Below are 25,074 nucleotides of genomic sequence, written 5' to 3'. Positions count from 1 at the left end.
CGATAGAGGAAAAATACCATGGCAATGACTATCCATGTGGATGTGGTGAGTATCGAGGAATTGATCTTTTCCGGCCTGGCGGAGTTTGTCGTAGTGCCGGCGGAAATGGGAGAGGTCGGCATTTACCCCAGGCATGCGCCAATGATCGCCCGCCTCAAGCCCGGCGTCGTGCGGCTGAAAATTCCGCACCAGGCGCAGGAGGAGGTGGTTTACGTTTCCGGCGGCATGCTGGAGGTACAGCCCCAGGGAGTGACGATTCTTTCCGACATGGCTATCCGGGAGAAGACCATGGAGGAAGGCAAGCTATGGGATGAAAAGCGCAAGGTCGAAGAAACCATGAAAAACCGCGTCACGGCGATGGAGTATGCAAAGCTGGAAGTGGAGTTGGCAAAAGCGCTTGCGCATCTGCAGGGCGTCCAGAAATTGCGCCACAGCAAGAAGGGGCTTTAAGGTCAAATCGCCAGGTTGGCGCATGGGATTCAGGAGGCCGGCATGAATACGGAAGAAAAACGGGAGCTTGCGCAGAATGCCTACCGCAAGGCCCTGCAGTATGAGTTGGCTTATGGCTGTTGTCCGCAATGTGTTCTGACCGCCGTTCAGGAAAGCGTTGGTATTATTGATGACAGCACGATCAAAGCCAGTCATGGGCTTTCCGGCGGCGGCGGGTTGATGGCGCAAGGTGCTTGCGGTGCATTGACAGGCGGGCTGCTGGCGCTGAGTGCGAAATTCGGCCGTGACCGCGACAAGCTCGATAAAGGCCGTTGTATCAATAATTTCAGAAAAAACAAAGAACTTGTGGAGCGGTTCCGGGCAGAGTTTGGCGGCATCACCTGCGAGGAACTGCAGAGACAGTTTACCGGCCGAACCTATGACATGTGGAATGCCGAAGAATATAAGGCATTTGACGAGGCACGCGGGAATCAATGCGCTCACGCAACCGGCACGGTTACCAAGTGGGTAATAGAAATGCTCTAAGCGCGCTCCCTCAATCCGGGTCGGCCGGGTCGGCGCGCAGCATCAGGCGCGCGAGCTCGGCGGCGGAACCGGTGTGCGTTTTCTCCATCACGTGCTGGCGATGCACATGCACGGTCTTTTCGCTGATGTCCAGCTCCCGCGCGATCAGTTTGTTGGGCAGGCCGTGCGCCACCCGCAGCGCCACCTCCCGCTCGCGCGGCGACAGCCGTTCCAGCAGCGCATGGGCCTGGTCGTGGCGCCGCTCCGCCGCCAGTTGCCGGGAGCTGCGGCGCACCGCCTGGGTCACCGCATCGAGCAGCACCTGGTCCTTGAACGGTTTTTCCAGAAAATCGCAGGCCTCCTGCTTCATGGCCTGCACCGCCAGCGAGATATCTCCGTGGCCGGTGATGAATATGATCGGCAGGGTGCGGTCCTGGGCGCGCAGCACCTGCTGCAGCTCCAGCCCGCTCATGCCGGGCATGCGGATGTCCAGCACCAGGCAGCCGGGCGCGCCCGGCTGGTAGGTGGCCAGGAATTCCTCGGCGCTGGCATGGGCCTGGGTGCGCCAGCCGACCGAGTCGAGCAGGAACACCAGGGAGCGGCGCAGCGCCGCGTCGTCGTCGACGATATGGATCAGGGCTTGGTCAAGGGATGAGGTCATCGGTGGGCAGCGTAAAAATAAACGTCATGCCGGGCGCGCCGGCGTTGGCCTCGGCCCACAGCCGTCCGCCGTGCGCCTCGACTATGGTTTTGCAGATCGACAGGCCAAGCCCCATGCCGTCGGGCTTGGTGGTGAAGAAAGGTTCGAACAGGTGCTGGGCGGACGCCGGCGCCAGGCCGGCGCCATGGTCACGGATGGAAATCCGGTAGTTGCGCCCCTCGCGCTCCAGCGTAACCTCGATGGCGCGCTCATCGGGCGGCAGGCCCTGCATGGCGTCGGCGGCGTTTTTCAGCAGATTGAGGAGAACCTGCTCTACTTGCACGGTATCCGCCTCAACCTGCGTGCCAGCCGGCAGGCGGTCGGCGATGTCGATGTGCGGTGCGCCCGGCAGCATGCCGCCGAACAGGGCGGCGGCCTCCCGCACCAGATCGGCCAGCGGGCGCCGCTCGCGCACTGCGGCGCGCTTGCGGGCGAAGGCGCGGATGCGGTGCACGATGCCGCCGGCGCGCTCTGCCTGGGTGGCGATTTCCTGACTCGCCTCAGCCAGCACAGCGGGCGTGTAGCGGCCGCTGTCGAGGCGGCGTACCAGGCTTTGGGCGTAGTTGGCGATGACGGTCAGTGGCTGGTTCAATTCATGGGCCAGGGTGCCGGACAGCTCGCCCAGGATCGACAGGCGGGACAAATGGTCGAATTGCTCCTGGTGCGCGCGCATCCCCGCCTCGGCCGCATCCCGTTGCGCCAGCGCCTGACGCAACGCCGTCGTGCGGGCGTGGACCTGTTGCTCGACGCGAACGGTGTGCACGACCCAGCCGGCAAGCGCCGCGAAAAAAAGCAACATGAATGGCCAATAGCGGCGTGCCAGTGCTTGCAGAGTGGTCTCGCGCAGGTAGGCATAGGGGCCGATTTGCAAATCCCGGAACAGTTCGTGCACCTCCCGGTAATCCGCCGGCACCGTCCAGGCGTAGCCTTTGGGAGATGCCGGCATCGACAGGAGTGCCGTCGCCACCGCCTTGGCCAGGTGCAGATCGGTATGGCGCAGGGTGGCGATGGGCCAATCCGGGTAAAGATCGGACGACAGGCCGCAGGCGAAGCCTGTCACCCGGCGCGGCGAGAGCACCTTGAAGTCGGCGAGCCGGATGGTTCCGGCCCGCGCCAGCTCTTCCAGCAGACAGGCGCGCACGATCCCTGCGTCAGCCTGGCCGCTGGCCACGGCCGTGACGATGCGCGGCATGGGAAAGCCGAGGAAGTCGAGGCGCGCGAAATCCTCCGGTTCGACGCCCTGGCGCCGGAACTCGCGCCAGGCCACCTGGAAGCCGCCGAACGCATCCTCGCCGACAGCGGCCACACGCTTGCCCTTGAGATCAGACAGCACGTTCAGATCGCGCCGGTCGGCGCGGGCGATCACCGCCGAACCGATGGCCTGCGAGGGGGAGGGCACGCCGGGCGACTCCAAGGTGGCGATGCGGCTGACACCGAATTCCGATTCCAGGGCCACATACTGGCCGCCGTTGGTAATCACGAAGTCCACCTCCTGCCGGCGCACGGCTTCCCGCAGGCCGGGGACGTTGTAATAAGCAAGAACGAAACGCCGCTCCGGCAGGGCCGTTTCGAGGTGCGCCACCATCGGGGACCAGTCGGAAAAAGCGGCATCGGAGCCGAGGAAGTCGAGGACGCCGATCCGCACTGGCGGGCTGGCCAGCGCAGGCGCAGCGAGCAACAGTGTCAGCATGGCCGCCACAATGCTTAGAAACAGGACTACCCGCCCATGGGCCTGCCGGTACTGTTCGAGCACCAATGCAGCGCTCGAGCCGTCCATCGCCACTTCCCTCTGTCCCATCCATGCCATCAATTCATGTTCCCGAAATCCGTCTGCAGCGCGCAAACCTTCACAATTGTAGAGAAGTTCTTTCAGCAACGCCGAGTAATCCGACGGGCATACCGGGTTGCCCTGATCCGAATGCAGCATCCTGGTGGCGGAATGGCCATCTGCAATGAGTCTGCGCCGGGGCCAGTTTTCTCTCAAACGGCCCGAAAGCCTCCAGACACATTCATTCCTAAGGAAAAGTACCTAGCCGGGTACATGATCTGTCCACTGGCGGCATGGTCCTGGTGCGCCTACTCTACAACGGTGCATTGTTCGCATCAGCGAGCAGACTTTTTGTTTGGAGATAACGACGAATGGCTGGCCTCAAGGAAATCCGGACCAAGATCAAAACTGTCCAGAACATGCAAAAGATCACCTACGCCATGGAAATGGTGGCGCAATCCAAAATGCGCAAGGTGCGCGATCGCATGTGCGCTGCGCGGCCCTACGGCGAAAAGATCCGCAATGTGGCTGCGCATATGAGCCACGCACACCCGGAATACAAATCCCCATTCCTGGTCGCGCGTGGAACGGCAAACCACGCCGGGTTGATACTGATCACCGCCGACAAGGGAATGTGCGGTGGCCTGAACACCAATGCGCTGCGCCTGGCGCTTAACCACATGAAGGAACGGGAGGAGCAGAAGATGGCGCTGGAGGTTTGCGCCATCGGCGGCAAAGGCTTCGGTTTCCTGCGGCGAATGGGAGCCAACGTCGTTTCGTACGCTGTGGCATTGGGCGACACGCCGCACATGGAAAGGCTGGCTGGGCCGGTGAAAACCATGCTGGATGCCTATAGTGAAGGCCGGATAGACACGCTTTACATCTGCTATACGCGCTTCATCAACACCATGAAACAGGAACCGGTGCTGGAGCAATTGCTGCCGCTCAACGGTGAGCAGCTCGCCAGTCCCTATGGGCACTGGGATTACATTTATGAACCGGACGCCAAAACCATTGTGGATGAATTGCTCAGGCGTTATGTGGAGGCATTGATCTACCAGGCGGTGGCAGAAAACATGGCTTCCGAACAGGGTGCGCGCATGGTGGCGATGAAAGCGGCGACAGACAATGCGGGCCACGTGCTCGACGAGTTGCGGCTGATTTACAATAAAACCCGGCAGGCGGCGATTACCAAGGAGATTTCCGAGATTGTCGGCGGCGCCGCCGCGGTTTAATTGATCCAGCCATAACGGACCAATGGGGCAAACACCATGGCAATGACTATCCATGTGGACGTGGTGAGCATCGAGGAATGGATCTTTTCCGGCCTGGCTATCCGCGAGCAGGATATGGAAGAAGGCAAGCTCCGGGATGTAAAGCGCAGGGCCGAAGAAACCGTGCCCTGAGCAGTGTGTACCATTGCGACTAGACATCGGAGCAGTTACTTTGCCTGTAACGTCGCTATGCTCTGCAGATATCTTATGAAGTTTCCGGGTTTTAATGAATTAAATCGCGTCTTGTATGGCATGCTGGTCAGTCTGTTGCTACTGACTGCATTGGGTAGCAGCCAGGTACAGGCAGCTGCGCATGCGCAAAATAAGCGTTGGAAATCGCCGTCCGGCGCGGTGTTGAGCTACAGCGTTTATCCGGCGCAAGGACAGAACCGATTGTTATGGATGGGGGCCGAGTATGGCGAACAACGCTATGAGCAAGCCGCAGCCAGATATTTCGCCGCGCACGGAGTGGAGGTATGGTTGGTAGACAGTTTGTCTGCGTATGATCTGCCCGATCTGCGTAGCAGTCGCGACAAGGTGCCCGCTTCCGACATGAAAGCCCTGCTGCAATTTGCGCTGCACGATGGCAAAAAGCTCTACCTTGCCGGGGCAGGTACGAACGTGATTCCATTGCTCAATGGCGCACAGCTGTTACAGCAGGAGCCGCATGTAAAAAAAGCTAAATCGCCCCCCAAGATATCCGGCGCCGTGCTGATCTACCCGGATCTGGTCGAGGAGGTAGACACCGGCAAAGCGCTGCACTTTCTGCCTGCGACGAGCCATGTCCGGCTCAGTGTCGCGCTGTTGCAACCGCAGCAATCCCCGCGTTTCTGGTGGCTGGACAAACTGAAAGACGCGCTGCAAAGCGGAGGCAGCAAAGTCCACGTAACGATCTTGCCGGGGGTACGGGATGCTTTTTATGAACGCCCGAATCAAAGCCAGCACGAACTCCAGGAATCCCGGCGACTCGGCGCCACCATGTTTAATGCCTGGCGCAAGCTTGCGTCAGATTCACCCGCTCACGGAACCCCTCATGCGCCCGCTGCTCGCCCTCATCCTTAGTCTGTTTTTTATCACTGCACACGCGGCCGATGCCGACTTGCATGCTGTTGCGCCTTATCCGGCCAAAGCGCTCGCGCTGTCCGATATGAGTGGTAAAAAATTTGACCTTGCAAGTTACCGCGGACGAGTTGTCCTGGTAAATTTCTGGGCGACCTATTGCCCGCCCTGTCTCAAGGAAATGCCCTCGATGGAGCGCTTGCAAAAACGCATGGCCGGTAAGCCTTTCGCGATTTTGTCGGTAAATGTGGGTGAACAAAACAGTGACGTGCAGGCTTTTCTCAAGCAGGTGCCGGTTACTTTTCCCATCTTGATGGATCGCGAAGCCAGCCGATTGAAAGCGTGGAAAGCCTTTGCTCTGCCCTCCAGCTTTGTGGTGGATACACAGGGTCGCGTGCGTTACGTCATGTTCGGTGGTACGGAATGGGATGAACCCGATTCCCTGGGAAAACTCATGGCGCTGCTGCCAGCGCACTAGTTTCAAGCTGGCGGCCGGTTGTGAGTTTCCGCCCGTCCTTCACGACACCAGGCATAGAGTGCATCGTAGATCACCATGCCGTGCCTGAGCATTTCATGGTCGTCCGAAAAGCAGCGTGACAAGCCCAGTGAAATCGCCAGCAAACCCGCTGCTTCGGGGGCGAGATCCGGACGCGCGGTGTCCGCGCCGCGCACGATCAGCGCGAGTTGTTGTAATCCGGGCTCGTCGAGATGGTGTTTTATCAGGAAGGCATCGAAGCTGCATCGTTCGCAGTCATGACCATACTCCACGCCGGGAATATCATAGGGAACCGCCCCGGTTTGTGCGGCCACCTCCAGTACTTCGCTTGCCGGCACGTACAGAAATTACGGCGCTTCATCGATAAAGCGCGCAATCAGCCACGGGCAGGCGATGTGTGGGCGTTTGGTCGTCGATCAGCGCTGCGCCGTAGTCCCTGCCGGATGTGCCATGACTGCCCGCGGCCTTGAATTTGTCCGGCATGAATTTGCCGCCCGCCATGCCGAGGCTCGCTGCGCCCAGCACGATGTAGGGGAAGGGGATATCGAGCGCGAAAATGGCGACAAAGGCGGCCACCGCAATCGCCCACAGCACGCCATACCTGAGCGCGCGCGTGCCGATGCGGTAGGCTGCCGAAAGATGCGTATACCCAGGTGAGCGCAATCAGAATCAGCAACGGCGGCAGCGCCAACAGCACGCCTGCCGCGACCCCGCCTTTCACCCCGTGCATCAGTCAGCCAGCCGATGTAAGTGGCGAGCTGCTGCGCTTCCGGTCCGGGCAGCAGCATGCAGTAATTCAGCGCATGCAGAAAGCGCCGCTCGGAAATCCAGCGGCGCCGTTCCACCAGTTCCAGGTGCATCATGGCAATCTGCCCGGCCGGGCCGCCGAAGCTGATGGAACCGAGCTTGAGTCAGTATTTGAGCGATTCGCCCAAGCTGACTGGCGCGGGTGGGTAGGAGATGGGAATAATTTTCGTGGTCATTTTATAGCGGTGTAAATACCGCAATTATCCTAAAAACCGCGATTCAAGCCACAGAGAACACAGAGGGCACAGAGATGAAGCGGTTTCCACCTATTTTTTCCGCCCCACCTGATGGGTGAAGCCAATATTTACGGCAACCAATGGTTTTTGCGAATTGGGCGACAAGCCGCCCATCCCTGCGAACCCCGTTGCCTCTGTGAACTCTGTGTTCTCTGTGGCTAACTGATTTTTTCAGGATTATTGTGGTTCGCATTAACCATGTTACGTTTCTGGGAATGTTAATACACTACACCCTGGTTTCGTGTGGCGGCATGCTGTCCAATGTTAGGAACGAATGATGCTAAATCAGCCCAAAATCATCGCGCTACGCCAGTCTCTGGAAAATACCATTGTCGGTCAGTCGGCCTTGCTAGACCGGCTGGTTATCGGACTGCTGACCGGCGGGCATCTGCTGCTGGAAGGTTTGCCAGGGCTGGCCAAAACCACAGCGGTGAAAGCGTTGGCGGGAGCAGTTCACGCCCGTTTTCAGCGCATCCAGTTCACTCCCGATCTGCTTCCCGGCGATCTGACCGGCACCGATATCTACAATCCCCAGGAAGGCAGCTTCTGCTTTGTCGAGGGGCCGCTGTTCCACGAAATCATTCTGGCGGACGAAATCAACCGGGCGCCGGCCAAAGTGCAGTCCGCCTTGCTCGAAGCCATGCAGGAACACCAGATTACGGTGGGGGGCGTAACCCGGCCGTTGCCGCCGCTGTTCATGGTCCTGGCCACGCAAAACCCGCTGGAGCAGGCGGGCACCTACCCACTGCCGGAGGCGCAGCTCGACCGCTTTCTGTTGCATGTCGAACTGACCTATCCGAGTGCGGAGGATGAGTTGCGCATACTGCAACGCGACCGTATGGGCAACGCTGCCGACACGGAATCCCTGCCTAAAGTGGATGTGCAGACCGTGCTGGCGGCGCGCGAGGAAGTGAGAAAGATTCATCTGGACGCTGCACTGGAACGCTATATCGTGACCCTGGTCGGGGCGACGCGCGATATTGCGCACTGGCTGCCGGATCAGGCCGGCATGATCGAGGTCGGCGCCAGCCCGCGCGCTTCCCTTGCCATTGCCCACGCGGCCTGCGGCCATGCGTATTTGCAGGGCAGGGAATATGTCATCCCGGACGATATTCATGCGGTCGCCGCGGATTGCCTGCGCCATCGCATCATCCCGAGCTTTAACGCACGCATGGAAAACGTGTCGCGCAATAGCCTGCTCCAGGCTTTGCTGGATGCGCTGCCGGTCCCTTAACCCGCTGTGAAAGCATCCTTGGCTAAGCTGGCCTCACTCGGGCAGCGCCTGGTTGCCCTGAGCGTCGGCCGGCCCGCTGCGGTGGAGACGCATGCGCCGTTGCTGGATGCAGAAGAACTCGCCCAACTGATGCATCGTATCCAGGCACAACAGGCAGCGCCCTATTTCAGGGAGTCGCAGCACCGTCACGCCGGGGATTTTCGCTCGGTGTATCTGGGCAGCGGTCTGGATTTCGAGGAAGCGCGGCCCTATCAGGCTGGGGACGACATACGCGGCATGGATTGGCGCACCACGGCGCGCACCGCCCGGCCGCATATCAAGATTTACCGGGAAGAGCACCAGCCTGCCTTGCATGTGGTGATCGACCGCGGCCCGAGCATGCGTTTCGGCACCCGCACCAGACTGAAAGTGGCGCAAGCCGCGCGCATTGCCGCCACGCTTGGATTTGGCGCTGCGCGGGCCAATACCTGTATCGGCGGCACGCTCTGGCAACCCGATGCGATGACGCTGCCCTGTCGCAATGGCACAGCGGGCGCAATGCAACTGGCGCAGGCGGCGATTGCACCCTGCCCGCCACTGACGGATCCGGTTGCCGCGGAAATGCCGCTCCTGCATGCCTTGCTCGACCGGCTGGATGCGCAATTGCCGCGCGGTTCCAACGTGGTGTTGATCAGTGATTTCCATGCGCTGAGCGAGGCGGATATGCCTGCGCTGCTGCGTCTGGCCAGCCGCCACCAGGTGCAGGCAGTTCAGGTGCTGGATGTGACTGAGCAGGCGTTGCCCAATGTCGGCCTGATCGCATTCCAGGATGCGGCTTCCACGGCGCGCTGCTGGGTAGACACCGGCAGGCGCGAGGTGCGTGCGGCGTATCAGGCGCAGGCCAGCAGCAGCCAGGCCGCACAGCAGGCGTTGTTTCGACGCATCGGTGTGCGCTTGCATTGTCTGCTGGCCGACGCCGACCCGTATGCGCTGTTGCAAGAAATGCGTCTGCCATGAATGACCCAACCAGCGGTTTGATCGACATCATCGAACCGGTCAGGCCGCTGCTCGTTGCTTCCAGCTACAGCGCGTGGTGGCTGGTTTTGGCGCTGGCGGCGCTGGTGCTACCGGGATTGTGGATGCGCTGGCGCGGGCGTGGTGTCCGTGCCTGTTGCAAGCGTTTGCAGCATCTCAGGAAAGCTTACGCTGCGGGTAGTGTGAGCCAGCACGAAGCTGCCTATCGCCTGGCATCCGAGCTGCGGCTGGGATTGCAACTGCAGCAGCTAAACGCGGACTTGCCGCCGCCTGCCTTGCCGGTCGCCGAACACCCCGGCTGGGCAGAAGCCATAGCCCGTCTGGATGCGTTGCGTTATCAGGCCGGAGCCGGCCTGGAAGAGGGTGAATGGACGCGCCTATGCACTCAGGTCGACATCTGGCTGAAGCGGGCAGGCCGATGCTGAATCTGGCGCAACCAGTCTGGCTGGTTTTGTCATTGCCCCTGCTCGTACTAGCCGTGCTGCGTTGGCGGCGTGAACGTGTCAGCCAGGAACCGGCCAGTGTGGCGTTGATTCATCCCCAGCTGGGGTTGCTGGCGCGCAGCCAGGTTGCGCAGCCCGGCGGACGGTTTGTGCGCTGGCTGGATTTGCTTGCCCAGCTCTGTCTGGTGCTGGCCTTGGCGCAGCCGCAATGGATCGGCGCGTGGCTGCCGGAAACTCCGCAAGGGCGCGAAATCGTGCTGCTGGTGGATACGTCCCGGACCATGAGCATCACCGATTTTGAACTGGACGGCCAGCCGGTGGAACGTCTGGCTGTACTCAAAGACATCGTTACGCGTTTTGTGGCAGGACGTCAGGGCGATCGTTTCGGACTGATTGCATTTGGCAGCGTGGCTGGCACGCTGGTGCCACCGACGTTTGACCGGGATCTGGTGAGCGCCATGCTGGCGCGTCTGCGAGTCGGCATTGCCGGTGACGATACGGCCATCGGTGACGCCATCGGACTGGCGCTCAAGCAATTGCGGGCGCAGCCGCGCCTGCGCCCGGCGCTGATCCTGTTTACCGATGGAGACAGTACCGCAGGCGATATCACCCCCAGCGAGGCAGTCGCGCTGGCGCGCCACATGGGGGTGCCGATTTACACCGTGCAGATTGGCGGCGACCTGTTTGCCGCCGGGCGTCCCAAGGCACCCGCCAAAACCGTTAGCGAACCGGGGCTGACGCAAATCGCCGCTGCCACCGGTGGGCGTTATTATCAGGCGGGCAATCGTGGTGCGCTGCAAAGTGTCATCCATGACATCGGCCAGCGTGAAAAAACTGTCGTGCGCCCCGCCACCCGCCGGGTGGTGCAGGAATGGTATTGGCTGCCGCTGTTGCTGGCGGTGGGGCTGTTGAGCCTGGCGCGACTGAGTGCGATACGGCGGGTGACGGCATGACCGGTCTGGGCGAGCTGACGCAACTGGACTGGCGCAACCCGTGGTGGCTGATGCTGGCCTTGCAACCGCTGCTGATGGCAGCGCTGCTGCACTGGCGCCGCGGACGTGTGCTGCATTATGCCGATGCGCACCTGCTGCCATGGGCAGTGCGCGGTACATTCGGCGCGCCGTCCAATGTGCGCCGCGTTGTCAATATGCTGGCGTGGCTGTTGCTGGCCTGTGCCGCCGCCGGGCCACGCCTGCCGCTACTGACCACACCGGAACACAGGATCGCAGCGTTGCACCATGAACTGAATGTGATGGTGGTGCTGGATGTGTCGCCTTCCATGCTGGCGCAGGATGTGTCGCCGCAACGTCTGCAGCGCGCCCGATTGAAGTTGCTTGATTTGTTGCCGCGTCTGCATGGCGAACGGCTCGGGCTGATCGTGTTTTCCGGCAGCGCCGGGCTGTTGCTGCCACTCACCCGCGACATGGATGCTGTGCGCGCCGATTTGCCGCTGGCACAACCCGGCCTGCTGGATACGCCGGGCAGCAATATCGCCGCTGCGCTCAAACTGGCGCAGCAAACACTGCTGGCGCAAAGCCCGGGCAAGCGCGGCGCAGTGCTGCTACTTACCGATGGTGATGCCAGCGCGCTCTCAGGTACTGCGGGCGCCGCAGCACTGGAGGCCGCGCGCCGTTTGCAACGGGTTGACCTGCCGCTGTATGTACTGGGAGTGGGAACACCTGCTGGCGCAACCATCCCGCTACCCGATGGTGGTGTGGTCGAGCAGGACGGCAGTGCGGTGACCAGCCGCCTGGATGAGCATGGCTTCGCCACGCTGGCCCGCCTCGGCGGCGGCGCTTACCAAACCGTGCAGGATGGCGATGCCGACTGGGAGGCCTTGTACGATCGCGGCATTTTGGGTTTGCCCGGCAATCCGCACCCGGTAGATCCGGCGCAAACCTGGCGTGAGTTGTACGCATGGTGTCTGCTGCCGGCATGGTTGCTGCTGCTATATCTGCATTTTCCGCTGCGGTGGCGCGCCATCCGGCCTGAGGTCGCGGGGTGGCTGCTGGTGGGCATGGTGGCGTGGGGCGGGGTGGTGCCGAATGTGCGCGCAGCCGATGCCGACACCGCGCAGGCGGCCTACGCTGCTTACCGTAGCGGCAATTATGTCGAGGCGCAGGCGTTGTATGGGCGTATGCAAGGCTACCCGGCAAGCATGGGCGCCGGTGCCGCGGCGTATCGACGGCGCGATTATGTCGCGGCAATCAGTCAATTCACCAGCGCGATGCTGGCAGCGCAAAACGCGCCGATGCGCGCCGATGCGCTATATAACCTGGGCAACAGTTATTTCGCGGCCGGTAATTTTCGAGCAGCGGCAGACGCGTATCAGGGGGTGCTGAGTTCGCGCCCGCGCGACGCCAATGCCCGTGCCAATCTGGCGCTCGCTGCTGGGCGGCTGTCGGCGGTCAGCAAACGCGCTACCAATAGCGCGGGCATACTCGGGCGGCGTGGCAGCCGGGTCGGCGGTGATCTGAATCAGGCAATCGACGATCGGCCGGTCACTATCGTGGACTCGGATAAAAAAATCTCACCTGAAATTGATTCATCCGGCCAGCAGTCGGAAGCGCATCGAGCTGCCTTGAACAGTCGTATTGCTGCGTCATCTTCTGTGCCTGAGTCTGATCAAGCTGCACGCGTGACACTGAAAAAACTTGAACTGACCACAGACAAAAACGCAGCCATCCAGAAGCAGTTGCTGCAACTGGATGCGCGCCACGATGACCAGGATTACGGAGGCCTGCTGCCATGGTGAAGTGGTTGCGCTGGGGATGCTTCATGTTGCTGGCCCTGCCGGCATGGGCCAGCGCGGCATTGTTGGCGCACATGGACAAGTCCGAAATTACGCTGGGCGAACCGGTTACTGTCACCTTGAGTACCGAGCATGCCAGGGAATCACTGGATGAATTGAAATTAAACACGCTGCAGGCGGACTTTGATATTTACCATCGTTCCAGCGATACCCAGACGCAGACCATCCATGGCCGGCAGGTCACCAGCCAAACCATGACGCTGGTGCTGTACCCGCTGCATAGCGGACGCATACTGTTTCCTGCGCTGCGTTTTGCCGGCGCCAGCAGCCGGCCGCTGGTGCTGGAGGTACGCCCCTCCGGTGCTGATGTGCCGCGCGTGTGGTTCAAACTCACCCTGCATCCCGAGCGGCTGGTCACGCGTCAGACCGCAAGGCTGGTCCTGGACATTTACGACGATGGCAGCCTGCAATGGTCGCCGCTTTGGTTACCACCGCCGGCAGCTGTGCATGTTCGTGAACTGGTTTCGTCACAGCACGAGGAAATACTCGATGGTACGCCTGTCACCGTGCATCGCCGGGCCTGGGCCATCATGCCGTTGCGCGCTGGCTCCAGCGTGGTGAATTTGCCCATGCTGGAAGCGCTCAAATTTGGCAAGCGACTGCGCTATGCGCTGCCGTCGCTGCAATTCGACACCCGGCCGGCGCCTGCGTATCTGCCGGTGTATGTGCCGATCGGCAAAATCGAGGTGAGATCCCGGACTCCCACCGGTACGTTGGTGCTCGATCGCCCGGTGAACTGGATACTGACCGTACGCGGCACAGGCCTGAGTGCAGAAGGTCTGGCCAAACTGTTGCCTGTGCTCGCGGATAATGACGCATTGCGATTTTATCCAGCGCAAATAGAGCAGATTGGCGACGCCAACACCCTGGCCCAAACCTGGCGGCTGACGCTGCCGTTTCAGCCGCTACGCGCAGGCAATATGCGGCTGCCGACACTGGTGTTGCCCTATTACGATCCGCTTGGTGGCCGTATTGAATCCGTTGTTGTCCAGCCCCCTGCCATAACAGCAGTGAATCCGCTCTGGCACAGGCTCGCCCGGCTTGCGGTAATTGCCGGGCTGCTGGTTGCTGTGACCTGGCTGGCATATGTTTGCTGGCGGCAATACCAGCGCTGGCAGGTGCGCCGCGCGTCGTTGCGGCGGATAGAGGCCGCCACTGATTGCAGCGAGTTGAGTCAGGCGTTGCGTGATTTTGATCCGGGCGCCGGTGACTTGCGTGCTGCCACATTAAACCAGTGGCTGGCAGCCATGGCACTGCACCATGGGGAAAATACGACGTTGCGACAACTGGTACAGCAGTTGCAGGCGTGTTGCTATGGAGTGAGTAGCGCTGGAGGAGGAAATTATCAGGACTTGCGTCAATCCGCCATCGACGTGTTGCGGACTGTCAGGTGCAATAAAAAACGGAGCGCCAGGCTCCGTTTTCGTAAATGCTCAAGCTGACTTACTTTCCCATATGTGGGGAAGAGGAGTAACGTTCCATTACGGTGCGGTCTTTCCACGTCTTTTCGTCCAGCACGGCGGCAGGAATGAAAAACTGGTTTTCCTTGTCCACGGCTTTTTCCTTGACGATTTTGAGGACATCGGCGTAAGCAATTTTGTGCAGCAGGCCGCCGCTGTCGGTCATGCGCGCAATCATGTTGGCATCAAACATTTTGTAGACGTAGATGTTGGCGGGACGCATTTTTCCGTCCGGTGCACGCCAAGTGATGGTGTAACGCGTATTTTCCTTGAAGTTGCTCTTGTCCACTGCAAAACTCCTGTAATTGCTGAGCGTGCGCTCGATAGGAACCCAAATGCCAATGCATCCTGGCACAGGATAGAGTTATAGAAATCTCTAATACTCTAACATGGAATATCGGGACTCACAATTCGTGGCGACATCCATATAGGCCATACAGGCCCAAATAATTTTTTTACCAAAAAAGATTTATGGGGCTATAAAATGAGTGGTTTGCCTAGTTAGCGGATTGTAAGCGACAATATTAGAAGAAAATAATACGCTACTATTTACTCAATTCATAATAATCAGTTAGTTAATGAACACTATCGTCAAAATCGAAAACCACGACAAACAGGAAATCAAGTTCACTACCTGTTATATGTGCGCCTGCCGCTGCGGTATTAAAGTCACCCTGGAAGAGGACAAAGTCCGTTTCATACAGGGTAACCGCAACCATCCGACCAACCAGGGCGTGCTGTGCGCCAAGGGGTCGGCGGGAATCATGAAGCAATACTCTGCAGCCAAATTGCGCAAGCCATTGCTGCGCAAGCCAGGATCCGAGCGGGGTGATGGGGAGTTTGTTGAGATCGAGTGGGATGAAGCGCTGGACATGCTCACCGAGCGTCTGGGTGACATCCGCGCGACGGATCCTTCCAAGCTGGCATTTTTTACAGGGCGCGACCAGATGCAGGCGCTCACCGGTCTGTGGGCACAACAGTTCGGCACCCCAAACTGGGCGGCACATGGCGGATTTTGCTCGGTTAACATGGCGGCTGCCGGGCTGTATTCGATTGGTTTTTCGTTCTGGGAATTTGGCGCCCCGGACTGGGATTACGCCAAGTATTTCATCATGTGGGGGGTGGCCGAAGACCATTCCTCCAATCCGATCAAGATCGGCCTGGAAAAGCTCAAGCGCCATGGCGGCAAGTTCGTTTCAGTAAATCCCGTCCGCACTGGCTATTCCGCCATTGCCGACGAATGGATCCCCATCAAGCCTGGCATGGACGGCCTGCTGGCCCTGTCAGTAGTGCATGTGCTGCTGTCGCGAGAGTTGTTCGACTGGGAATTCCTGATTCGTTATACCAACTGCGCCTGGCTGGTCGTCGATACGCCGGGACAGCAGGGCAACGGACTGTTTTTACGCGACGAGGCGGGCAATCCGCTGGTGTGGGATCTGGAAAAGGAAACCTTCATCAACGGTCTGGACAAGGACATCGCTCCGGCGCTGTTCGGGGATTTTGTAGCGCCTGATGGCCGCCCGGTACGCACTGTGATGAGCCTCACCGCCGAGCGCTATCTGGACGACCGCTACGCGCCGGCCAGCGTCGCCGAAGAATGCGGTGTGCCCGCCGAAACCATTGAACGCATGGCGCTGGAAATGGCGCATGTGGCGTTCAAGGAAACCGTCGAACTGGATATCGAGTGGACCGACAGCTGGGGACGCAAACACGACAAGGTGATTGGCCGCCCGGTGGCGATGTACGCCATGCGCGGTATTGCGGCGCATTCCAATGGCTTTCACGCTTGCCGCGCGGTGCATTTGATCCAGATGCTGCTGGGTGCGCTGGACGGCCCGGGCAATTTCCGCGCGCGCGCCCCTTATCCCAAGCCGGTACCGCCGCATCAGCTGCCGGAAAACAATCTTGACGTGATCAATGCGCCCAATACGCCGCTGTCGCGTACGCCGCTCGGCTTCCCGATGCGTCCCGAAGATCTGGTAATTGATGCCGATGGCAATCCGTTACGGATTGACAAGGCGTATTCCTGGGAGATTCCGATTGCTTCGCACGGCCTCATGCACATGGTGATCACCAATGCCACCAACCATGACCCGTATGCGATCGATACCTTGATGCTGTTCATGTCCAACATGGCGTGGAATTCCACCATGAACACCAAAAATGTCCAGGATATGCTGCGCGAGAAAGACCCGGAAGAACCTGGTCAGCACAAGATTCCGTTCCTGGTTGTGGTGGATGCGTTCCATTCCGAAATGGTCAACTTTGCCGATCTGGTATTGCCGGATACCACATATCTGGAACGTCATGACACCATTTCGTTGCTGGATCGACCGATTTCGGAGCCGGATGCGGCCGCCGATGCGATTCGCTACCCGCTGATCAAGCCTGACCGTGACGTGCGCCCATGGCAGGAAGTGATGGTGGAAATGGCTTCGCGCCTGAAATTCCCGGCGTTTACTAATACGGACGGTACGCGCAAGTTCAAGGATTACCCCGATTTCATCGTCAACTACGAACGTTCTCCGGGTGTGGGTTTCCTCGCCGGATGGCGTGGAAAGGACGGCGAAAAGTCGCTCAAAGGCGAGCCGAATCCGAAGCAGTGGGAAAAATACATCGAGAACGAGTCGTTCTTTGCGCATCACTGGCCGGATAGTCAGAAATATAACCGTTTCGCCAATAAAGAATATCTGGATGTCGCGGCGGAGGTGGGTTTCATCGGTAAGTCGGAGCCCATCATCATGCAGGTTTACTCCGAACCGCTGCAAAAATTCCGTTTGGCAGGGCAGGGCTTGTACGATGGCCCGCAGCCCAATAATCAGACAGATCGCGAACGGCTGGCCAAGTATTTTGACCCGTTGCCGCTATGGTACAAGCCGCTCGAGCAGGCGCGTGTGGACGAGAATGAATACCCGTTCTTTGCGCTGACCCAGCGTCCTATGCTGATGTACCATTCCTGGGATTCGCAGAACGTGTGGTTACGCCAAATTCTGGCACAAAACTACATGTACATGAACCGTGGCCAGGCTGCACGTATGGGCTTGCAGGACGATGACTGGATTTGGGTCGAGTCGCATAACGGCAAAATCCGCTGCCAGATGCGTACCATGGAAGGTACTCAGGAAAACACTGTCTGGACCTGGAACGCCATCGGCAAGCAGGGCGGTGCATGGGGTTTGAAGCCGAATGCCTCGGAAGCCACTAAAGGCTTTCTGCTGAACCATCTGATTTCCGAGTTGTTGCCGGCCAAACAAGGTGAGCGTCGCATTACCAACTCCGATCCGGTCACCGGTCAGGCGGCCTGGTTCGATTTGCGCGTCAAAATCTCCAAAGCCGCGGCGGGTGAAGAAGGTAGCTGGCCGGAATTTCCGGCGCTCAAACCTTTGCCGTGGGACGATGGCAAGCGTCCGGATACGTTGCGCTATAGTACCCGTAGCGACGACAAGCCTAGCGAATAATAATCATTAGCCGATCCCTGCTTCGCCGGGTGGCATTGCCGCCCGGCTTGATTAATTTGAAAGTACCAACATGAGACTTGGACTCGTTATCGATCTTGACGTATGCGTGGGCTGCCATGCTTGCGCCATCGCCTGTAAGGAATGGAACGCTTCCGGCACCACGGCGCCTCTGACTGACTACCAACCCTACGGTGCAGAGCCATCAGGCGTCTGGTTTAATCGGATTCGCAGCTACGAAGTGGGTGAATATCCTAATAACAAAACCATCAATTTCCCGATGTCGTGCATGCATTGTGAAGACGCAGACTGCGTCACCGTATGCCCTACTGGAGCCTCTTACAAGCGCGCCGAAGATGGCATCGTGCTGGTGGATCAAAACAAGTGCATGGGCTGCAATTATTGCTCTTGGGCCTGTCCCTATGGTGCGCGTGAACTGGATCGCGAATCCGGAACCATGAAAAAATGTACCCTGTGTGTGGATCGTATCTATGATCTGCAAATCCCGATAGAAGAGCGCCAGCCCGCCTGCGTGCTCACCTGCCCGGCACATGCGCGCATGTTTGGTGATCTGGATGATCCGGGTTCAGCGGTCAGTGGCGTGATACGTGAGCGTGGTGGTTATCAATTGATGCCTGAGTTGGGCTATAACCCGACCAATCATTATTTGCCGGTACGTAAAGCCAAGCCGATTCCGACCGAAAACCTGGGCAAGCCCGGTTTCAAGGATAAGATCAAAGGCATCGCCAACCGCATTGTAAAGCGTTAATTTTCGTATACTCGTCATAAGGGAATTCCGAATGCATCCCGCATTTTCTGTCATCTTTTTTACTGTCAGTTCCGGCGCTGGCTTTGGTTTGTTTGCTTTGTTGTATCTGATGGATATGTTTGGCCTGGATGGCGGATTGCCAATCGAGCAAAAACTGCTGGCTGGCATCCTGGCATTAGTCTTGGTGGCGGCGGGTCTGACTTCGTCCATGTTCCACTTGGCCAACCCTAAAAATGCCTGGCGCGCATTTAGCCGGTTTCGAACCTCCTGGCTGTCCCGCGAGGGAGTGTTCGCGATGGCGTTCTACCCATTTGCAATAATTTATCTGGGGCTGACCTGGCTGGTGGTGCCAGAGATGGAGGTGTTGCGTCTGACGGCTGGTGCTCTCGCTACTTTGCTGGCATGGATCACGCTGTTCAGTACCGGCATGATCTACGGCTGCCTGAAAACCATCCGGCAGTGGAATTCTCCGCTGGTACCAGCCAATTATCTGGCGCTAGGGCATTTCAGCGGCGCGTTGCTCTTGTTGGCCGTGGCAAGCAATAGCCAAGTGGCACTGACTGGCTATGTGATGCTGGTTCTGGCGCTGTTGGTTGTGGCGGCCTCGCTTAAGGCGATTTACTATTTCTGGCTTGCCAGCCCGGGAACAGGCTCCACCATTAAAACAGCCACTGGTTTTACGCGTGGGTCTGTTAGGTTGCTGGATACAGGGCACACGCATGGCACTTTCCTTACCCAGGAATTTGGTTTTCAGCTTGCTAGAAAATTTTCTTTGGCGCTGAAGACATGCGTTTTTTTAGCCGGATTTGTTATCCCGGCCTTGATATTGACAGTGGACGGTAGTGCCAATATCGCGATTTATGCCGCTGTCTTAACGGCATTGCTGGGGATGGTGGCTGAGCGTTGGCTGTTTTTTGCCGAGGCGCGGCATGTGATCAATCTGTATCATGGCGCCCAGCATTGCTGAAACAAAACTTTAACAGAGTATTTGCAGAACAGTAGTATTTTGCTATATTAGCATTCTTTAAATTGTTGGGCGGAGCAGGCGAATATGTACGGCTTCAAGGAAGTGGATACGGCAGGTCTGGAAGCGTTGAAAAACTCGGGTTCCTACGTATTGATTGATGTACGCACGGACGCGGAAGTGTCGCGCGGTATGATAGACAATGCCATGCACCTTCCCCTGCATTTGTTGCCAATCAAGGCACAGGATATCCCGCACGATAAGCCGGTGGTGTTTTACTGCCAATCCGGCGGTCGTTCCGCGCAGGCTTGCGCGTTTTTGGCGGCCAAAGGTTTCGAGAATGTATATAATTTGCAAGGCGGAATTATGGGTTGGATCCGTTCCGGAAAGCCTCTGGCAGCTATGGTATAAAGGTTCTAGTTGGGTAGGGATGCGCCAATAGTTGCAATTATCACCTGCTTGGTTTATGTTGCATCGCTTTCCATTTTTTCGACGCTTAAGGAGATTTAAAGATGAATTTTGATAAAGAACTTGATGCGCGTGGTCTTAATTGCCCGTTGCCTATTCTGCGCTGCAAAAAATCACTGGCTGACATGCCGAGCGGCCAGGTTTTGAAAATTGTAGCAACCGACCCTGGTGCTATTAAGGATTTTCAGGCGTTTTCAAAACAGACAGGAAACGAATTATTGTCTTCTGCGGAAGCGGGCGGCGAGTACACTTTCTTCATGAAAAAGAAATAATTAAAGTATTTATATACAATAAATATAATTTTGAGTTGGGTGGTAAGGCGTTCAAACGTCAGCGCAAATTCTCAACTTTAAACACTTTAGGAGGCAGGCATGGATCAGAAGAAACTTGCAATCATCGCAACCAAGGGTACTTTGGATTGGGCATATCCACCGTTTATTTTGGCGTCAACTGCCGCTGCGCTGGACTATGAAACCCAGATTTTTTTTACGTTCTATGGTTTGCAACTTCTTCGTAAAGACCTGTCTGTGCTAAAGGTAAGTCCCTTGGGTAATCCCGGCATGCCAATGAAAATGCCTTTTGGGCCCAAGTGGTTCCGGGGTCTAAATTGGAATATCCCCAACGCTGTGCAGTCCCTTGTGCCTGGATATGAGTCATTGGCAACCAGTTTGATGAAGCAAACCATTAAAAATAATGGTGTGGCGACTATCCCCGACTTGCGCGAAATGTGTCAGGAAGCCGATGTCAAGTTTATTGCTTGCCAGATGACGGTTGAATTATTCGGTTTTGAGCACAGCGACTTTATTGACGGATTGGAATACGGTGGTGCCGCGACTTTTTTTGAGTTTGCGGGTGAATCGGATATTTGTTTGTATATTTAAAAAATTGTCATGGCGCAAGAAATTATGCGCTGCGACTGGTAGCAAAGGCCTGAGACAAAATCTCCGGTTGCTCGCCGCAACGGTTTGGTAGACCATGCCAAGCTGTCACTTCGACGGAACGCTAAGGGCGTACTGTCTGTCAGAGTTTCAGTACAGCCGACGACACGCTTGTCGTGACCGGCTTGAATATTTATATATTTGGTGTATGGTAATACCTTACTAGTTTTGTCAACTACTTGGCATGGTTAACCGAAGGGGTGCATATGGCAACTTACGCTGAAATGCGCGAAATTTATGACGATATTCGTAGCGACTTCCGCTACGATCATGAGTTGAACGGCTGCCTGAATTGCGGTATTTGCACTGCTACGTGCCCGTCTGCTCAGTTTTACGATTACAGCCCGCGCGAAATCGTCCAGCTGCTCTGGACCGAAAACGTCGAGCAGATCTATGACGCAATGCAGGAAAAAATATGGGCGTGCGCCCAGTGCATGACGTGCGCCGCGCGCTGCCCATTCAAGAATTCCCCCGGCGGTCTGGTAATGATCATGCGAGAAGTATCCATCAAGCATGGAATGCAGTCTGCCAAAGATGTGCTGCGTCCATTTGGTCGTGTAATGCTCAAACTTATTACTACGGGTAATCAGCTTTCGCCAGACATGATCCAGCCGGATCACTTCCCCGACTGGGGCCCAAATATCCAGAAAGTTGAAGGCGATCTCAAAACGCTGCGCAAGGCGATCCCGGTGCGCACATTGCAGACCACCGATACAGCATGGGAAGTTTCTCTGAAAACTTCGGTTGAGATGTATACCATTTGGGAAATGACCGGCGTATTGTCTTCGCTTGAGGCGATGGACGAGAATCTGTTTGACGTGATCGAAGATTTCATCGACGAAAAGCGTGAAGAGTACGAAGAGTGGTTGGAAGAGCAGGAAGACAAGTAGTCGTCCGTCTCAACCTTAGACTAAGCACATTTAATTCAGGAGCTTGACCATGAGCAATATTGTGGATAGCAACGAAACCAAAGGCATAGCTGGACACGGTTCTTTCTTCCAGCAAACCAACCTCTCTGGCGCTGAAGCCGCGAAAGCCACCGAGTGGGTACGCAAGCACGTAGACAAGCGTACCGTAGATCTCGGTGAGCGCATGGATGACATTCGTGATCACATGTGGGAACTGGAGAAGGATGGTCAGATTATCGTCCATCGCATTACTGATGCACATAAACCAATTGAAGTGCAAACACTGTTCGGTTGGACCAAAAAAGTACCAACCATGCAGTTGTGGCACCATAAATCCTGCGGGCAGTGCGGCAATATTCCTGGTTACCCAACCTCCTTGCTGTGGTTCATGAACAAGTTTGGTTTTGAGCCGGGCAAGGACTACCTTGACGAAACCGACCAGACTTCCTGTACCGCCTGGAACTATCACGGTTCTGGCATCGGCAACGTCGAGTCTCTGGCGGCTGTGTTCATGCGTAATTTCCACCAGGCCTATATTTCCGGCAAGCAGCATGGTTTTGAAGCGGGCCATTTCTTCCCGCTGGTGCATTGCGGCACCTCCTTCGGCAACTACAAGGAAATCCGCAAATATTTGGTTGAGTCTGCTGAATTGCGCGAGCGTGTCACCAAGATTCTTGGCAAGTTGGGGCGTCTTGTAGATGGCAAACTGGTCATTCCAGAAGAGATCGTTCACTACTCTGAGTGGGTGCATGTGATGCGCAACCGCATTGCTTCTGAGCTACAGACCGTCGATGTGTCCAACATTCGAGTGACCATGCACGCGGCCTGCCACTACTACAAGATGGTGCACGAGGATGCGATTTACGACCCAAGTGTGCTGGGCGGCAACCGCACCGCCGTGGGCAGTTCAGTGGCACTGGCCCTGGGTGCCCAGCTGATCGACTACTCCACTTGGTACGACTGCTGCGGGTTCGGCTTCCGGCACATTATTTCAGAACGCGAGTTCACGCGTTCCTTCACCATGGACCGCAAGATTCGTGTGGCTCGCGAAGAAGCTAACGCAGACGTGATGCTTGGTATTGACACGGGTTGTATTACTACCATGGACAAGAACCAGTGGATCGGCAAGGCACACGACAATGATTTCGCCGTGCCTATTATGGCTGATGTGCAGTTTGCTGCGCTGGCCTGTGGTGCAGACCCGTTCAAGATTGTGCAACTGCAATGGCATGCTTCCCCTTGTGAAGAGCTGGTTGAGAAAATGGGCATGTCTTGGACCGAAGCCAAAAAGACATTCGAGGCATACCTCAAAGAAGTCGAGGCCGGAAATATTGAATACTTATACAACCCCGAATTGGCACTAGGAGCGAGTTAAATGTCTGATACTGTTTTGGTTGTGGGCGCAGGCCCCACAGGTCTGTCCGCTGCCGCTGGCGTAGCTTCCATTGGCAAGAAAGTAGTTTTGGTTGAAAAAGAGGCGGTCCTGGGAGGGGCGCCCATTCTGTCTGGTTATGCAAAGTTGGTGCCGTCGGGCGAGTGGGCCAAGGATGCTATCGGTCGCATGGTGAAGCGTGTCGAAGACAATGCCAACGTCACCATCCACAAATCCACCAAAGTGGTGAAGGTGGAAGGCGAGGCAGGAAATTTCACCGTTACATTATCCAATGGTCAAAGTGCCAATGTCGGCAGTATCATTCTCGGCACAGGCTTCACCCATTTTGATTCCATTAACAAACCTGAGTGGGGCTTCGGTACCTACGAAGATGTGCTGACCACCACCCAGATGGAGCAAATGGTGTCCAGCGGAAAAATTGCCTGCCCGTCAGATGGGCGCGTACCTGAACGTGTAGCGATCCTGCTGTGCGTGGGTTCACGTGATCGGCAGATTGGTCGCGAGTGGTGCTCGAAGATTTGCTGCACTGTATCCACCAATCTGGCCATGGAAATCAAGGAAATCTCCCCACAAACCGACGTATTCATTTATTACATGGATATCCGCACTTTTGGTTTGTACGAGGACAAGTTCTACTGGAAATCTCAGGAAGAATACAAGACCAAATTCGTCAAGGCGCGTATCGCCGAGGTTACAAAATCTGCCGATAACCGCTTGCTGGTCAAGGGTGAGGACACTTTGGTCAAGCGTCCTATCGTCATCCCTATGGATATCGTGGTTCATGCCATTGGCATGGATCCTAGCGAGGAAAACCCTGAGCTTGCAAAAGTGTTCGGTATTGGTCTGGAGAAACATGGCTTCGTTGAAAAAGGCGAGCAGTACACCAGCAGTTTTAGCAGCACGCGCCGCGGCATCTATGTAGGCGGTGCCGCGTTGGGCCCTGAAGATATTGATACCAGCATCTCTCATGGCCTGGCTATGGCCATGCGCGCTGTTGGTGACATGAATGCTCTGGTTCAAAAAGCAGCCTGATAGCGCGGTTCCTGTCGGTGAGGCTGACACGATTGTGCCGGCAACATTGTCAGTAACCCTTGACCCCGGTCAGTTTAAGCAACACTTTGCGAAGCTGAGTAGTCAGGCGGAAGAATCGGCGGGGCTGGAGGCATTGCTGGCCAGTTTGCAGATGAAAAGCCAATTGTTTTCCAGTTTGCTTAACCCGCAAAGCTTGCCCTCCTTGTCGATGGAAGGCATCGAAGCTTTACTGGAAACGGTATTTTCTGCCCGGCGTCGGCTATTCCCTGCGCTACAAACGTTAGGTGTTGAGGCTGCGCGGGGTGCTATTCATGAACTGCTGTATGGGGATATGGCTCTGGTTGAACGGCTGCAGGCATTTTCAGAAATCGTACCGATAGATGAAACAGCAGACAAGGAAACGCGCAAGCAGGCCGCCAAAAATCGGCGCGCAGCGTTTGATTTTGGAGCTGAAATGCTGCATTTCAATAATCCGGTCAAGTATCCGCTGATGACGCGTTGGGTGTGGGATCAGAATACGGTGAGTGGCGCATTGCGCGAATTTATCCGGGGTAATGATTCCTTGCCCGATGTGCCGCTGGGTAATAGCCCCGAGATGTTTGAAGGAGCGCGTGCCTGGCTGGCAGAGCAGATTGCCGAACAGGGTTTATACAAAGATGTGCCGTTCTGGATCGATCTTGTGGAGGCGCAGGCTTACTCGGAATATTTTCGCTCAATGGCGGAAGGTATGTTGAGCGCGGATTTCGGTCGGGGTATAACGCCGCAAGAGCAGCTGAAAAAGTTTCTTGGTATCGATGCGGAACGCAAGGCCGGACAGTCCAGAGTCAAGCGCGACGTGGTTCATTAAGTCCATATTTGTGCGAAATTAATAATGGGGCAGCGGGTGCTCC

The 25,074-nt window shown here is 57.1% G+C and carries 25 protein-coding genes and 2 pseudogenes; 22 read left to right on the top strand and 5 right to left on the bottom strand.

Translation table 11 applies throughout. The features are described 5' to 3' along the window. The first annotated feature begins 18 nt into the window (after window positions 1-18). Window positions 19-450 (top strand): F0F1 ATP synthase subunit epsilon, encoded by a 432-nt coding sequence (locus tag ACFDAU_RS13410; protein ID WP_413437398.1) that lies wholly within the window; start codon window positions 19-21, stop codon window positions 448-450. Window positions 451-492: 42 nt separating this feature from the next. Next, window positions 493-975, top strand: coding sequence for a C-GCAxxG-C-C family protein (locus tag ACFDAU_RS13405; RefSeq protein WP_413437397.1), 483 nt, complete (start codon window positions 493-495; stop codon window positions 973-975). A 10-nt stretch (window positions 976-985) separates the two neighbouring features. Here ACFDAU_RS13405 and ACFDAU_RS13400 read toward each other — a convergent pair whose 3' ends face one another. Both ACFDAU_RS13400 and ACFDAU_RS13395 read right to left on the bottom strand, forming a co-directional pair. Then, window positions 986-1,615, bottom strand: coding sequence for a response regulator transcription factor (locus tag ACFDAU_RS13400; RefSeq protein ID WP_413437395.1), 630 nt, complete (start codon window positions 1,613-1,615; stop codon window positions 986-988). Then, window positions 1,599-3,581 carry a PhnD/SsuA/transferrin family substrate-binding protein gene (locus ACFDAU_RS13395; RefSeq protein WP_413437394.1) on the bottom strand — a complete coding sequence of 661 codons (1,983 nt, stop codon included), beginning with the start codon at window positions 3,579-3,581 and terminating at the stop codon, window positions 1,599-1,601. Before ACFDAU_RS13395 ends, ACFDAU_RS13400 begins: the two co-directional genes overlap by 17 nt. Window positions 3,582-3,793: 212 nt before the next feature. Between ACFDAU_RS13395 and atpG the strand changes: the two genes are divergently transcribed. The 4 genes from atpG (at window position 3,794) to ACFDAU_RS13375 (ending at window position 6,233) form a co-directional block, all read left to right on the top strand. Then, window positions 3,794-4,657 carry a F0F1 ATP synthase subunit gamma gene (atpG, locus tag ACFDAU_RS13390; protein WP_413437393.1) on the top strand — a complete coding sequence of 288 codons (864 nt, stop codon included), beginning with the start codon at window positions 3,794-3,796 and terminating at the stop codon, window positions 4,655-4,657. A 36-nt stretch (window positions 4,658-4,693) separates the two neighbouring features. Beyond that, a complete protein-coding gene (locus tag ACFDAU_RS13385) occupies window positions 4,694-4,828 on the top strand; it encodes a hypothetical protein (protein WP_413437392.1) in 135 nt (44 codons plus the stop codon). A gap of 75 nt (window positions 4,829-4,903) precedes the next feature. Next, window positions 4,904-5,758 carry a hypothetical protein gene (locus tag ACFDAU_RS13380; RefSeq protein WP_413437391.1) on the top strand — a complete coding sequence of 285 codons (855 nt, stop codon included), beginning with the start codon at window positions 4,904-4,906 and terminating at the stop codon, window positions 5,756-5,758. Next, the gene (locus ACFDAU_RS13375) at window positions 5,730-6,233 is read left to right on the top strand and encodes a TlpA disulfide reductase family protein (RefSeq protein ID WP_413437390.1); all 504 of its coding nucleotides are present in this window, start codon (window positions 5,730-5,732) and stop codon (window positions 6,231-6,233) included. Before ACFDAU_RS13380 ends, ACFDAU_RS13375 begins: the two co-directional genes overlap by 29 nt. Before the next feature lie 2 nt (window positions 6,234-6,235). On the opposite strand, the pseudogene ACFDAU_RS13370 reads toward ACFDAU_RS13375, so the two are convergent. Together ACFDAU_RS13370 and ACFDAU_RS13365 are read right to left on the bottom strand one after the other, a co-directional pair. Beyond that, window positions 6,236-6,646, bottom strand: a pseudogene (locus tag ACFDAU_RS13370) (chromate resistance protein ChrB domain-containing protein). Window position 6,647: 1 nt separating this feature from the next. After that, window positions 6,648-7,234 (bottom strand): annotated as a pseudogene (locus ACFDAU_RS13365) (chromate transporter); the annotation flags it as partial. Window positions 7,235-7,571: 337 nt separating this feature from the next. Between ACFDAU_RS13365 and ACFDAU_RS13360 the strand changes: the two are divergent. The 6 genes from ACFDAU_RS13360 to ACFDAU_RS13335 are packed head-to-tail and all read left to right on the top strand — an operon-like array spanning window position 7,572 to window position 14,239. Beyond that, a complete protein-coding gene (locus ACFDAU_RS13360) occupies window positions 7,572-8,528 on the top strand; it encodes an AAA family ATPase (RefSeq protein WP_413439548.1) in 957 nt (318 codons plus the stop codon). Between the two features lie 18 nt (window positions 8,529-8,546). Next, window positions 8,547-9,524 (top strand): DUF58 domain-containing protein, encoded by a 978-nt coding sequence (locus ACFDAU_RS13355; protein WP_413437389.1) that lies wholly within the window; start codon window positions 8,547-8,549, stop codon window positions 9,522-9,524. Beyond that, a complete protein-coding gene (locus ACFDAU_RS13350; protein ID WP_413437388.1) occupies window positions 9,521-9,967 on the top strand; it encodes a hypothetical protein in 447 nt (148 codons plus the stop codon). The genes ACFDAU_RS13355 and ACFDAU_RS13350 overlap by 4 nt, the downstream gene beginning before the upstream one ends. Next, window positions 9,910-10,938: a VWA domain-containing protein gene (locus tag ACFDAU_RS13345; RefSeq protein ID WP_413437387.1), complete on the top strand. Its 1,029-nt coding sequence runs from the start codon at window positions 9,910-9,912 to the stop codon at window positions 10,936-10,938. Before ACFDAU_RS13350 ends, ACFDAU_RS13345 begins: the two co-directional genes overlap by 58 nt. Further along, window positions 10,863-12,740: a vWA domain-containing protein gene (locus ACFDAU_RS13340; protein WP_413437386.1), complete on the top strand. Its 1,878-nt coding sequence runs from the start codon at window positions 10,863-10,865 to the stop codon at window positions 12,738-12,740. The genes ACFDAU_RS13345 and ACFDAU_RS13340 overlap by 76 nt, the downstream gene beginning before the upstream one ends. A 23-nt stretch (window positions 12,741-12,763) precedes the next feature. Then, a complete protein-coding gene (locus ACFDAU_RS13335; RefSeq protein ID WP_413437385.1) occupies window positions 12,764-14,239 on the top strand; it encodes a BatD family protein in 1,476 nt (491 codons plus the stop codon). Between the two features lies 1 nt (window position 14,240). On the opposite strand, the gene ACFDAU_RS13330 is transcribed toward ACFDAU_RS13335, so the two are convergent. Beyond that, complete coding sequence (locus ACFDAU_RS13330; protein WP_413437384.1) at window positions 14,241-14,546, bottom strand: hypothetical protein; 306 nt, start codon at window positions 14,544-14,546, stop codon at window positions 14,241-14,243. A gap of 289 nt (window positions 14,547-14,835) precedes the next feature. Here ACFDAU_RS13330 and ACFDAU_RS13325 point away from each other — a divergent pair, with 289 nt between their 5' ends. The 10 genes from ACFDAU_RS13325 to ACFDAU_RS13280 all read left to right on the top strand — a co-directional run bounded on the left by ACFDAU_RS13325 (window position 14,836) and on the right by ACFDAU_RS13280 (window position 25,031). Beyond that, a complete protein-coding gene (locus ACFDAU_RS13325) occupies window positions 14,836-17,715 on the top strand; it encodes a molybdopterin oxidoreductase family protein (protein WP_413437383.1) in 2,880 nt (959 codons plus the stop codon). A 70-nt stretch (window positions 17,716-17,785) separates the two neighbouring features. Next, window positions 17,786-18,481 carry a 4Fe-4S dicluster domain-containing protein gene (locus ACFDAU_RS13320; RefSeq protein WP_413437382.1) on the top strand — a complete coding sequence of 232 codons (696 nt, stop codon included), beginning with the start codon at window positions 17,786-17,788 and terminating at the stop codon, window positions 18,479-18,481. A gap of 31 nt (window positions 18,482-18,512) precedes the next feature. Continuing rightward, a complete protein-coding gene (locus ACFDAU_RS13315) occupies window positions 18,513-19,448 on the top strand; it encodes a dimethyl sulfoxide reductase anchor subunit family protein (RefSeq protein WP_413437381.1) in 936 nt (311 codons plus the stop codon). Window positions 19,449-19,532: 84 nt separating this feature from the next. Next, on the top strand, window positions 19,533-19,856 hold the full coding sequence (locus ACFDAU_RS13310; protein WP_413437380.1) for a rhodanese-like domain-containing protein: 324 nt from the start codon (window positions 19,533-19,535) through the stop codon (window positions 19,854-19,856). A gap of 101 nt (window positions 19,857-19,957) precedes the next feature. Continuing rightward, complete coding sequence (locus tag ACFDAU_RS13305; protein ID WP_147070081.1) at window positions 19,958-20,185, top strand: sulfurtransferase TusA family protein; 228 nt, start codon at window positions 19,958-19,960, stop codon at window positions 20,183-20,185. A 99-nt stretch (window positions 20,186-20,284) separates the two neighbouring features. Beyond that, window positions 20,285-20,794 carry a sulfur carrier protein DsrE2 gene (gene dsrE2 / locus ACFDAU_RS13300; RefSeq protein WP_413437379.1) on the top strand — a complete coding sequence of 170 codons (510 nt, stop codon included), beginning with the start codon at window positions 20,285-20,287 and terminating at the stop codon, window positions 20,792-20,794. Between the two features lie 263 nt (window positions 20,795-21,057). After that, window positions 21,058-21,741, top strand: coding sequence for a 4Fe-4S dicluster domain-containing protein (locus tag ACFDAU_RS13295; protein WP_413437378.1), 684 nt, complete (start codon window positions 21,058-21,060; stop codon window positions 21,739-21,741). Window positions 21,742-21,790: 49 nt separating this feature from the next. After that, window positions 21,791-23,134, top strand: coding sequence for a heterodisulfide reductase-related iron-sulfur binding cluster (locus tag ACFDAU_RS13290; RefSeq protein WP_413437377.1), 1,344 nt, complete (start codon window positions 21,791-21,793; stop codon window positions 23,132-23,134). Next, window positions 23,135-24,184: a CoB--CoM heterodisulfide reductase iron-sulfur subunit A family protein gene (locus tag ACFDAU_RS13285; RefSeq protein ID WP_413437376.1), complete on the top strand. Its 1,050-nt coding sequence runs from the start codon at window positions 23,135-23,137 to the stop codon at window positions 24,182-24,184. Next, window positions 24,159-25,031, top strand: coding sequence for a hypothetical protein (locus ACFDAU_RS13280; protein WP_413437375.1), 873 nt, complete (start codon window positions 24,159-24,161; stop codon window positions 25,029-25,031). The genes ACFDAU_RS13285 and ACFDAU_RS13280 overlap by 26 nt, the downstream gene beginning before the upstream one ends. Window positions 25,032-25,074: the final 43 nt, after the last annotated feature.

Origin of the sequence: Sulfuriferula sp. GW1, from assembly GCF_047300855.1 — a bacterium.
GTDB lineage: Bacteria > Pseudomonadota > Gammaproteobacteria > Burkholderiales > Sulfuriferulaceae > Sulfuriferula.
This window is presented reverse-complemented; position numbering and strand designations above follow the sequence as displayed.

Bases quoted from the DNA above. Each gene is read 5' to 3' on its own strand.
- ACFDAU_RS13385 (WP_413437392.1), top strand. From the start codon at position 4,694: ATGGCAATGACTATCCATGTGGACGTGGTGAGCATCGAGGAATGGATC.
- ACFDAU_RS13325 (WP_413437383.1), top strand. From the start codon at position 14,836: ATGAACACTATCGTCAAAATCGAAAACCACGACAAACAGGAAATCAAG.
- ACFDAU_RS13295 (WP_413437378.1), top strand. From the start codon at position 21,058: ATGGCAACTTACGCTGAAATGCGCGAAATTTATGACGATATTCGTAGC.
- dsrE2 (WP_413437379.1), top strand. From the start codon at position 20,285: ATGGATCAGAAGAAACTTGCAATCATCGCAACCAAGGGTACTTTGGAT.
- ACFDAU_RS13310 (WP_413437380.1), top strand. From the start codon at position 19,533: ATGTACGGCTTCAAGGAAGTGGATACGGCAGGTCTGGAAGCGTTGAAA.
- ACFDAU_RS13280 (WP_413437375.1), top strand. From the start codon at position 24,159: ATGCTCTGGTTCAAAAAGCAGCCTGATAGCGCGGTTCCTGTCGGTGAG.
- ACFDAU_RS13345 (WP_413437387.1), top strand. From the start codon at position 9,910: ATGGACGCGCCTATGCACTCAGGTCGACATCTGGCTGAAGCGGGCAGG.
- ACFDAU_RS13350 (WP_413437388.1), top strand. From the start codon at position 9,521: ATGAATGACCCAACCAGCGGTTTGATCGACATCATCGAACCGGTCAGG.
- ACFDAU_RS13410 (WP_413437398.1), top strand. From the start codon at position 19: ATGGCAATGACTATCCATGTGGATGTGGTGAGTATCGAGGAATTGATC.
- ACFDAU_RS13375 (WP_413437390.1), top strand. From the start codon at position 5,730: ATGCGCCCGCTGCTCGCCCTCATCCTTAGTCTGTTTTTTATCACTGCA.
- ACFDAU_RS13320 (WP_413437382.1), top strand. From the start codon at position 17,786: ATGAGACTTGGACTCGTTATCGATCTTGACGTATGCGTGGGCTGCCAT.
- ACFDAU_RS13315 (WP_413437381.1), top strand. From the start codon at position 18,513: ATGCATCCCGCATTTTCTGTCATCTTTTTTACTGTCAGTTCCGGCGCT.
- ACFDAU_RS13395 (WP_413437394.1), bottom strand. From the start codon at position 3,581: ATGCTGCATTCGGATCAGGGCAACCCGGTATGCCCGTCGGATTACTCG.
- atpG (WP_413437393.1), top strand. From the start codon at position 3,794: ATGGCTGGCCTCAAGGAAATCCGGACCAAGATCAAAACTGTCCAGAAC.
- ACFDAU_RS13405 (WP_413437397.1), top strand. From the start codon at position 493: ATGAATACGGAAGAAAAACGGGAGCTTGCGCAGAATGCCTACCGCAAG.
- ACFDAU_RS13360 (WP_413439548.1), top strand. From the start codon at position 7,572: ATGCTAAATCAGCCCAAAATCATCGCGCTACGCCAGTCTCTGGAAAAT.
- ACFDAU_RS13305 (WP_147070081.1), top strand. From the start codon at position 19,958: ATGAATTTTGATAAAGAACTTGATGCGCGTGGTCTTAATTGCCCGTTG.
- ACFDAU_RS13285 (WP_413437376.1), top strand. From the start codon at position 23,135: ATGTCTGATACTGTTTTGGTTGTGGGCGCAGGCCCCACAGGTCTGTCC.
- ACFDAU_RS13335 (WP_413437385.1), top strand. From the start codon at position 12,764: ATGTTGCTGGCCCTGCCGGCATGGGCCAGCGCGGCATTGTTGGCGCAC.
- ACFDAU_RS13380 (WP_413437391.1), top strand. From the start codon at position 4,904: ATGAAGTTTCCGGGTTTTAATGAATTAAATCGCGTCTTGTATGGCATG.
- ACFDAU_RS13290 (WP_413437377.1), top strand. From the start codon at position 21,791: ATGAGCAATATTGTGGATAGCAACGAAACCAAAGGCATAGCTGGACAC.
- ACFDAU_RS13400 (WP_413437395.1), bottom strand. From the start codon at position 1,615: ATGACCTCATCCCTTGACCAAGCCCTGATCCATATCGTCGACGACGAC.